The organism is Rhodococcus sp. NPDC060084 (genome assembly GCF_042730335.1).
GTDB lineage: Bacteria > Actinomycetota > Actinomycetes > Mycobacteriales > Mycobacteriaceae > Rhodococcus.
This window is the reverse complement of record NZ_JBHWWX010000048.1, coordinates 19426-28785: the sequence shown is the minus strand read 5'-3', so window position 1 is coordinate 28785 and position 9360 is coordinate 19426. Positions and strand designations below refer to the sequence as shown.

At 68.4% G+C, this 9360-nt stretch carries 8 protein-coding genes; 1 reads left to right on the top strand and 7 read right to left on the bottom strand.

Features of this window, described 5'->3' with window-relative positions; genetic code table 11:
* Positions 1–66: 66 nt before the first annotated feature.
* The 4 genes from ACFWBU_RS19105 to ACFWBU_RS19090 all read right to left on the bottom strand — a co-directional run bounded on the left by ACFWBU_RS19105 (position 67) and on the right by ACFWBU_RS19090 (position 4523).
* The gene (locus ACFWBU_RS19105) at positions 67–954 is read right to left on the bottom strand and encodes an aquaporin (RefSeq protein ID WP_169620338.1); all 888 of its coding nucleotides are present in this window, start codon (positions 952–954) and stop codon (positions 67–69) included.
* Between the two features lie 100 nt (positions 955–1054).
* Positions 1055–1885 (bottom strand): transglutaminase family protein, encoded by an 831-nt coding sequence (locus tag ACFWBU_RS19100; RefSeq protein ID WP_169620400.1) that lies wholly within the window; start codon positions 1883–1885, stop codon positions 1055–1057.
* 8 nt (positions 1886–1893) lie between these two features.
* Positions 1894–2868, bottom strand: coding sequence for an alpha-E domain-containing protein (locus ACFWBU_RS19095; RefSeq protein ID WP_169620339.1), 975 nt, complete (start codon positions 2866–2868; stop codon positions 1894–1896).
* Positions 2868–4523: a circularly permuted type 2 ATP-grasp protein gene (locus tag ACFWBU_RS19090; protein ID WP_378528988.1), complete on the bottom strand. Its 1656-nt coding sequence runs from the start codon at positions 4521–4523 to the stop codon at positions 2868–2870. Before ACFWBU_RS19090 ends, ACFWBU_RS19095 begins: the two co-directional genes overlap by 1 nt.
* Positions 4524–4713: 190 nt before the next feature.
* On the opposite strand from ACFWBU_RS19090, the gene rpsT reads away from it, so the two are divergent.
* The gene (gene rpsT, locus ACFWBU_RS19085; protein ID WP_072699291.1) at positions 4714–4974 is read left to right on the top strand and encodes a 30S ribosomal protein S20; all 261 of its coding nucleotides are present in this window, start codon (positions 4714–4716) and stop codon (positions 4972–4974) included.
* 129 nt (positions 4975–5103) lie between these two features.
* Here rpsT and holA read toward each other — a convergent pair whose 3' ends face one another.
* The 3 genes from holA to ACFWBU_RS19070 are packed head-to-tail and all read right to left on the bottom strand — an operon-like array spanning position 5104 to position 9250.
* Entirely contained in the window at positions 5104–6075 is a 972-nt protein-coding gene (gene holA / locus ACFWBU_RS19080) for a DNA polymerase III subunit delta (RefSeq protein WP_378528987.1), read from the bottom strand.
* A complete protein-coding gene (locus ACFWBU_RS19075) occupies positions 6072–8420 on the bottom strand; it encodes a ComEC/Rec2 family competence protein (RefSeq protein WP_378528986.1) in 2349 nt (782 codons plus the stop codon). Before ACFWBU_RS19075 ends, holA begins: the two co-directional genes overlap by 4 nt.
* Entirely contained in the window at positions 8417–9250 is an 834-nt protein-coding gene (locus ACFWBU_RS19070; protein ID WP_378528985.1) for a helix-hairpin-helix domain-containing protein, read from the bottom strand. Before ACFWBU_RS19070 ends, ACFWBU_RS19075 begins: the two co-directional genes overlap by 4 nt.
* Positions 9251–9360: the final 110 nt, after the last annotated feature.

Sequence of the window (9360 nt, the reverse complement as noted above, 5' to 3'; positions counted from 1 at the left end):
GCCCCGCCGGGCGTCGTCTCGTCAGGCGTCGTCTCGTCAGGCGTCGTCTCGTCAGGCGTCGTCTTGTCAGGAGGGACGCAGTCCCTGCCGTCGGCCGAACAGGAACGCGTAGACGAGTGCGCCGAGCGCACCGCCGATCAGCGGGAAGACGATGAACAACCACAGTTGCCCCAGCGCGCCGTTCTGATAGAACGCGACGGCAAGGCTGCGGGCGGGATTCACCGACGTGTTGTCGATCGGGATCGAGATCAGGTGGATCACCGCGAGCGTGAACCCGATGGCGATTCCGGCGATCGGCACGTCGGCGATTCGGTCGGTGCTCGAGAGCACCACGAACACGAGCAGCGCGGTCAGGAGTATCTCGACGGCCATCGCGGCCCCGATCCCGTACCCGTTTTCGAGGACGCCGCCGAGCGGCCCCCGGATCGCGGACGGACTGTGGGCGCCCCAACCGTTCGCACCGAGACCGTCCGCCGCACGGTTGTACGACGGGAGCGACGAGGCGATCGCGTAGATCGTCACACCCGCCACCAGACCACCGATGATCTGGGCAATCCAGTAGCCCACCGCGCGTACGGCAGTGACCTGGCCGACGATGAGATGGCCGAGTGTCACCGCCGGGTTCACGTGACAGCCCGAAATCGGGCCGATGGTGTAGACGAGGAACAGCAGCGTCAGGCCGAAGGCCAGCGCGACGCCGAGTTGCCCCACGTAATCACCCGCGAAGACAGCAGTTCCGACCGCCGAGAACACCAGCACGAACGTGCCGATGGCCTCGGCCGCGCACCGTCGGAGATCGGAATAGTCCGTGGGGTCCGCGACTTCCTGCGCCGTTTCGTGTTCGGCTCTGCCGACCGGGCGATCCGGTTCACGGACCCCATAATCCGGTTCTCCGGCAGTTCTCTGCGCGGGATCGGGTAACGGTTCACGGGCAGGGTCGCGTTCGGGTTCCATGAGTTCCCCTCGGAGGTCGTGGTCCCGCACATCCGCCGGACCTACCTACACCGGACACCATCGAATCGTCTTGCCGCAGCGTCGTTCGCTCGTGAGCACACTACGCAAGTCGCGTCACCTCCACAACGACTTCCTGCGCCGCGGCGCTTCCGCCCATGTAAATACCTTTGAGTGGCGGGACGTCTCCGTAATCGCGGCCGATTCCCACCGATACGTGTTGCTCGCCCACGAATCTCGCGTTGGTCGGGTCGTATCCCCACCATCCTCCGGTCCAGGCCTGAATCCACGCGTGGGATTGACCTTCGACGGTCTTGCCGATCTCCGCGTCCGCAACCGGATGGAGATACCCGGAGACGTACTGTGCGGGAATCCCCATGGCCCGCAACAGCAAAAGGGTCAAATGGGCATAATCCTGACAAACACCCTGCCGTTCCTCGTACGCCTGGATTGCGGAGGTGTGCACGCCGGTCGTTCCCGGGACGTAATCCATCTGTTCGTGCACCCATTGCGCCGCCGCGACCACCGCGTCGACAGGATCGAGCCCCTTTGCGAGGTCACGCGCCGTTTTGGCGAGCGACTTGTCCGCGGGAACGTAGCGGCTCGGCAACAGCAATTCGTCGTATCGGTCCCTGGTGTCGGGTTCGCGGATCACGTCCCACCCCGCGGGTTCCTCCAGCGGATCGAGCGAATCCGTTTCCACAACAGACAAACCGGTCACTTCGAGCGAAGTGTGCGGCGCATGGAGATCGAACGCAGTCACGCCGCTTCCCCAGTAGTCCGTGTACCGATAGGACCGCGTCGCGGGAGTCGTCTCGACGCGGCTGAGAATCACCGTCTGACGGTTGTCGGACCGCGGCGTCAGACGCGCCTCGTTGTACGACGCCGTGACCGGCCCCGCGTACTCGTAGCCGGTCTTGTGGACCACGCGCATACGCCAGCTCACAGTTCTCCCTCCAGAAGCATGTCGTCTTCACCGTCGTTGCGAGCGGAACTCCACGCCACCCAGGGCGCCGCATGGAAGTACTGGAGTGCGATCGCCTCACCGACCTGCCGGCACATCTCCTGCAGCGCGACAAGCCGTTCGGCGAGTTCCTCGAGAAGTACCCCGGGGCGGATGAACTCGAGTTCGCTGCGGGCACGTCCGAGCAACCGCTGCGCTTCGTTGCGCGCACCGAACCGGTAGTCGGTCTGGTCGTCGAGTTCGGTGAGGCACTGCTCGGCCTGCCGGATGGCAGAAAACACCGAACGCGGAAAAAGCCTGTCCAGCATCATGAATTCGACGATGCGCCCCGCGTCGAGTGCACCGCGATAGGTGCGCAGGTAGGTGTCGTAACCGCCCGCCGACCGCAACACCGTCGCCCAGGTCGGCGACGTGGGACGGTCGCCGGCGCGGGACAGCAGCAGTCGCACGATCATGTCCACGCGTTCGATGGAGCGGCCGAGCAACAGGAACCGGTACCCGTCGTCACGACACAACGTGCTGTCGGCCAGGCCCGCGAACATCGCGCCGCGGTCTTCGACGTATCGGAAGAACTCGTGGGGCCCCAGTCGTTTCGCCGCCCGTTCCCGCTCGGCGAGGGCGTTGTAGGTGGTGTTGAGGCACTCCCACATCTCGGTGGAGGTGACTTCGCGCGCGCCGCGCGCATTCTCACGCGCGTGCGAGATGGTGTCGAGGATCGATCCCGCGCCGTCCCGCCCGAACGCGACGATATCGATGACGGTCTGCACGTCGAGTTCACCGTCGGGCGCGCTGAACCCGAGCACCCGCAACAGCTGACGGCACGTGCGGTCGGGGTCCACCGTCGAATCTTCGAGCAGTTGGTGGACCGCGACATCCATGATGCGCGCCGTGTCGTCGGCTCGCTCGACGTAACGTCCGATCCAGAACAGCGACTCCGCATTTCGTGCGAGCATCAGCAGTCCCCCTCATCGTGTTGCTGTTGCTGTTGCTGTTGCTGTTGCTGTTGTTGCTGCTGCTCGGTGGTCAATTCCGGCCCCCGGTCGGGTTGTTTGACCTCGGCCCGCTCCTCGACGAACCCCTCCCCGCCCAGTTCGCTCTCGGTATCCGAACTCCGGCTGGCGAGAACCCAGGTGTCCTTGCTTCCACCGCCTTGGCTGGAGTTGACCACCAGCGACCCCTCGGGCAGCGCGACACGCGTCAATCCGCCCGGAAGAATCCAGATGTCCTCACCATCGTTGACCGCGAACGGACGCAGGTCGGCGTGGCGGGGAGCCAATGTGTCACCGGCCCTGGTCGGGACGGTGGACAACTGCACGACCGGCTGAGCGATCCAGGCGCGGGGGTTCGCCCGGATCTTGCGGGCCATGGTCTTCAGTTCGGTGGCCGAGGCGTCGGGCCCGAACACGATGCCGTATCCACCCGAGCCTTCCACCGGCTTGATGACGAGTTCGTCGATCCGGTCGAGAACCTCTTCCCGTTCTTCGTCGAGCCAGCAACGCAGCGTGTCGACGTTGGGCAGGAGGGGCTTTTCACCGAGGTAGTAGTCGATGATGTCCGGTACGTACGTGTAGACGAGTTTGTCGTCTCCGACGCCGTTGCCGACCGCGCTCGAGATGACCACGTTGCCTGCTCGTGCCGCATTGAGCAGACCGGCGACCCCGAGCACCGAATCGGGGCGGAACTGGAGCGGATCGAGGAAATCGTCGTCGATGCGGCGGTAGATGACATCGACCTGCTGCTCACCTTCCGTGGTGCGCATGTAGACGATGTTGTCCCGGCAGAACAGGTCACGCCCCTCGACGAGTTCGACGCCCATCTGCCGTGCCAGGAGCGAGTGCTCGAAGTACGCCGCGTTCGCCAGACCCGGAGTGAGAACGACCACCGTGGGGTCGGCAGCGTTCGGCGCAGCCGCCGCTCGGAGCGCTCGCAACAGGTGCAGTGCGTAGTCACCGACGGGACGCACCTTGTGCTGGACGAACAGGTCGGGAGCGACGCGAGCCATGACGCGCCGGTTCTCCATGACGTACGACACACCGGACGGTGAGCGGAGGTTGTCCTCGAGTACCCGGAAGGTGCCTTTCTCGTCGCGGATCAGGTCGATTCCGGCAACGTGGATGCGCACTCCGTTCGGCGGGACGATGCCCGCGGCCTGCCGGTGGAAGTGGTCACACGAGGTGACGAGCCGCTTCGGAATGACGCGGTCCCGCAGGATGCTCTGCTCGCCGTAGATGTCGGCGAGGAACAACTCGAGCGCCCGCACCCGCTGCCGGATGCCTTTCTCGAGCCGGTTCCACTCGGCGGCAGCGATCAGGCGCGGCACCATGTCCAGCGGAAAGGGCCTCTCCTGGCCCGACAGCGAGAAGGTCACACCCTGGTCGGTGAACGCCCGGCCCACCGCGTCGGTGCGCGCGGCGAGATCCTCGGGTCCCTTCGACTCGAGGATCTGATGCAGGCGGCGATACGGCGCCCGGACCTTGCCGTCCGCGTCGAACATCTCGTCGTACGCCAGGCGATCGGGATTTCTCGCGTAACCGTCGAAAACGTCGGGGTTTTTCCTGCGGTGCCTGGCCGGGGACGCGCCCGGCGCAGTAGGGGTACGGCGACTCATGCCGGAATCGTTCTATATGGGAGGGCGTTGTGCACAATCCGACATCGAACTGTCTCGCCGGGGAAACACAGCGGACATCACGCTCGCGCCGGTTTGGGCTTTGCCTGCCTTCTTGGTATCGTTGCCTGTCGGTGCCTAGTGCATCCAGAGCTTTCCAACCAGCTACCAGCAACACGACAGGATTCTACGCGTGGCCAACATCAAGTCCCAGGTGAAGCGAATTCGCACCAACGAGCGCAACCGGCTCCGGAACCAGTCGGTGAAGTCGGCGCTCCGTACCGCGATCCGCTCCTTCCGCGAGGCCGCGGCCGCTGGCGACAAGGACAAGGCCACCGAGCTTCTCGTCGCCACCAGCCGCAAGCTCGACAAGGCAGCCAGCGCGGGTGTCATCCACCCCAACCAGGCTGCAAACAAGAAGTCTGCACTGGCCAAGCTCGCCAACTCGCTCTGAACGTAGTTCCGAGGTAGTAGACGCGAGCTCTGCTTCCGAAGGCCGCTCCCCACACCGGGGAGCGGCCTTCGTTGTCTTCCGAGGATCCCGCACCGGTGGCGGCCCGGCCGGAACCGGGCTCGCCCGGTATCAGCCGGCGAGCTGGGCCACGGTACGTACGGCGTACTCGAGTGCGTAGTCGGGGTCGGCGGCCGCACCCTTGACGTCGGCGTTGAGCGCGGCCACCACGCCGAGCGCCGTGCCGATCGAGGCGGGCGCCCAGGCTCGGGCCTGTGCCTGCACCTTCTTGACCTTCCACGGGGGCATTCCGAGACCGGACGCGAGGGCGAACGGGTCGCCGCGACCGGCCGAACCGACCCGCGCGATGGTATGCACCGCGTCGGCGAGCGCGTCGGCGAGCAGGACATGCGCAACCCCACGGTGCATCGCCCACCGCAGCGCCTCGAGAGCACCGGCCGTATCGCCCGTGACAGCCTTCTCGGCGACATCGAAACCCGTGATCTCCGCCTTGCCGGAGTAGTAGCGCCGCACCGCCGCGGCGTCGATCTTGCCGCCCGTGTCCGCCACCAGCTGACTGCACGCTGCGGCCAATTCCCGCAGATCGGATCCGACGGATTCGATGACCAACTGCTCGACGTCGGACGCGACCCGTACGTCGACCGCCTGGAACTCCTTGTGGACGAAGGCGCGTACCCACGCCGCGCGGTCTCCGGCCTTCGCGGGCGCCGCACAGTCGTGCTCCACCGCACCGCACGAACGCAGACCACCGACCATCGCCTTGGCGCGTCCCCCGCCGTTGTGAACGACGACGAGTGTGACGCCGTCGGGCACGGCGCCCGCGGCGTCGAGGATCAGCGCTGCGGCATCCTTGCCGGCCTCGCCCGCGGACTCGAGGATCACGACCCGGTCCTCGGCGAACAGCGACGGGCTCAGCAACTCGGCAAGTTCGGGAGGTGACGCGTCGCCGGCACGCAACCGCGTCACCGGAAGATCGGTGCCGGCCCCGCTCCGGGCACGCACGGCGGCGACGATCTTCGCAATTGCACGATCGATCAGGAGTTCCTCGTCGCCGAGGAGCAGATGCAAAGGAGAATCGCTCACGGCTCGATGGTGTCACGGCGGTCCGACACCACGGCCAAGGCCCCCGACCCCGCGCGCACCACCGCGACATCGCCGTGCCGGTCGGTGCTGAGCACCCGGGTACCGAGCCTGCGCAGCACGTCGACCGTCTGTGGATGCGGATGGCCGAACGGGTTGTCGCGGCCGGCGCTGATCACCGCGACACGGGGACGCACCGCCGCGAAGAACCGGGCCGGAGTGGTACGCGAGCCGTGGTGCGGCACCTTGAGCACGTCGGCCCGCACGTCGACACCGGCGCGCACCAGCGCGTCGAGGGCCGCCTCCTCCGCGTCGCCCGGCAGCAGAATCCGCCCGACCGGGGTGTCGGCGACCAGCACGAGCGAGAGGTCGTTCTCCGATGCGTAACCCGGTCCCGCGGGAGCGACGACCCGGATTGTCGTCGCACCCGAGACGAGGACCTCGCCGGGATCGGCCTCCCGCATCGGGACTGCGTGCTGTGCGAGGAGATGACCCAGCTCGGCGCCCCCGTCACGGGCTGCGGCGCCCGGACCCACCACCACCGCGCCCACGTCGCGTCCCCGGAGGACACCGGTCACACCCCCGGTGTGGTCCGCGTGCAGGTGCGACACGACGAGCATCGACACCGTGCGGATCCGGAGTTTGCGCAGACAGCGGTCCACGGGTCCGGGCTCGGTCCCCGCGTCGACGACCACCGCCCCTCCCCCGTCCGTCGCGACGATCAGCGCATCGCCCTGGCCCACATCGCAGGCAACGAACACCCACCCCGCGCCCGGCCACGCGGGTTCGAGCAACCGGACCGGTATCCACACCGCCGCCACGGACAGCAGCGCCACTCCGGTGGCGAGCCGGACCCGCCGGTTCCGCGCCGCCGTCCAGGCCAGAACTGCGACGGCACCGGCGGTCACGGCTCCTGCCATCCCGTCCGGAACGGCTACCTCGGCGGACGGCACCGCGGAGGATCGATCTGCGACACCGAGCATCCACCACAGCAACGGCGCAGCGCCGCGCGCGAGCAACTCCCCGGCCGCAGGATGAACCGTCGCGGCCACGGCGACTCCCGATCCGAGCATCGTCAGTGGCGCCACGACCGGAGTGACCAGGATGTTCGCCGCGACGGCGACGAGACTGACGGTGCCGGTCGCGGCGGCGACGATCGGAGCGGTGACCGCGAACGCGGTCGTCGACACCGCCGTGACCTCGGCCATCGCCCGCGGCCACCCGTGTGCACATAGCCGCTCGACCGCGACGGGCGCGAGCACGACGAGGCCCCCGGTCGCCGAGACCGACAGCGCGAAACCGATATCGACGGCGAGATCGGGCACCACCAGGAGCAACACACCCACCGCCGCACACAAGGCGGGAAGTGCTCGGCGTTCGCGGCCCGAGACGAGCGCGAGCAATGCGATCGCGCCCATCGCTGCCGCCCGCACCACGCTGGGCGACGGCCGGACCACGATCACGAACGCGACGAGAGCCACCGCCGCCAAGGCCGTCCCGGTGCGTGGACCGAGTCCCGCCGCACGCACGAGAAGCAGAACCGCACCGAGCACGATGCTCACATTGGCCCCGGACACAGCAGTCAGGTGGGTCAGTCCGGCAACGCGGAAGTCGGCACGCACCTCGTCCGGCAGCGCCGACGTATCGCCGACGACGAGGCCCGGCAGCAATCCGGCCTGTTCGGGCGACAGCGCGCGTCGGCACGCGTCGGCGAGTCGGTCCCGCACCCCACCGGCCCACGTGTGCCAGGCCGGCGGGGGCGCGACGGCGCGCGGGTGCCCGTCGGCGCGGAGGACGGCAACGCTCGTCCCCGCCCCCTCGAATTCCGACACCCGGACACGCGCGGTAACGCGTTGTCCGGGAAGCAGATCCGACCACCCGTCCGCGGGCGCGAACACCACGACGGCGCCGCCCGTCGCCTGCGTGCCACCTGCGATCGTGGTGTGCCGCAGAACCGCCGGCAGACGAACCTGCGGCTCGCCGCCGAAGGTGGCGCGCCGCACGATCTTCGGATCGTCGGTCGGTTCGAAGGTCGCGCTCACCCATCGCCCGTCCGCCGCCGCCTGCGCCACCGGGTGTGTTTCGGCGAACCACATCCGCACCCCTGCAGCCGCACCGAAACCCACGACGACGGCGCAGACCGCGAGCACGACCGGCACCACCGCGTGCGTACGCCACCTGCCCGGGTCCCGGAGACGAACACCCACAACAAGAACGACAACGGAAATCGCACCCGTCACCAGCACAACGCTCGCCGACGAACCGAGATGCAATCCGGTCGCGGTCGCCACCCACGCGGCCGCGGCGCACGGCACGAGCCGTGCGTCCAGACGCGGAGTGTCGGTCATACGGTGACCAGTTCGCGCAACCGCGCGAGCCGGGCGGGGCCGATCCCGTCGACCTCTCCGAGTTGCTCGACGTCGGCGAACGGTCCGTTCGCCTGCCTGAACGCGACAATCGACGCGGCCGTCACCGGACCCACGCCGGGAAGCGAATCCAGGGTCGCCTCGTCCGCTGCGTTGAGGTCGATCTTCCCCTGCCCCGGCACCCGTCCGGCGTCGCCGTCCGGGCCGTCCCCACTCTGGGGGGCTGCGCCCGACACGCCGCTACCGTGCGGGATCGGCTGCGGCGGAGACAATCCCACGACGATCTGGTCTCCGTCCGCGACACGGCGCGCGAGGTTGAGCCCTACGAGGTCGGCTCCCGGTGCGACACCGCCTGCGGCGTCGAGCGCGTCGGCGACCCGCGCGCCGGGCGCGGTCGTCACGAGCCCGGGCCGGTGGACAAGACCCACCACACTCACGACAAGGTCGGCCGGTAGGTTCTCGGGCTCCGGCACGGGCGGCGGGACAGGCGCGGTCGCGACCACACTGTCCACCGAAGGCAACGGCGGCACCGGCTCCGGGACGGGCCGGTCGCGCCACACGACCCCGAGGGCGATGACCACCGCGAGCACAGCGACGCCGGCGAGAGCAACGCTTCCGCGGTGCCCGGTTGCCCACCTCGCGGCAGCGATCCGCTCGGTCAGCCGCGACGGATACGGCTCCGGTTCTTCGTATTCTCCGGCCGTGCCGGCGACCTCGTCCGCCTCGCGCATCTCGGCGCCGACGCGACCCGCCGTTCGCGCGATCGCGCCCAGCCTGTTTCTCGCCAGGTCGCCGCCGTCAGTGCTCGCCATGGCGCGACGGTAACGCCGCGGCGGACCCGGAAAATCCGGCCGGCAGCAGGATGATCAGGGCTGGGGATGAACCGGGCACCTGGGGACGAACCCCCGTGCGCTCGGACCGG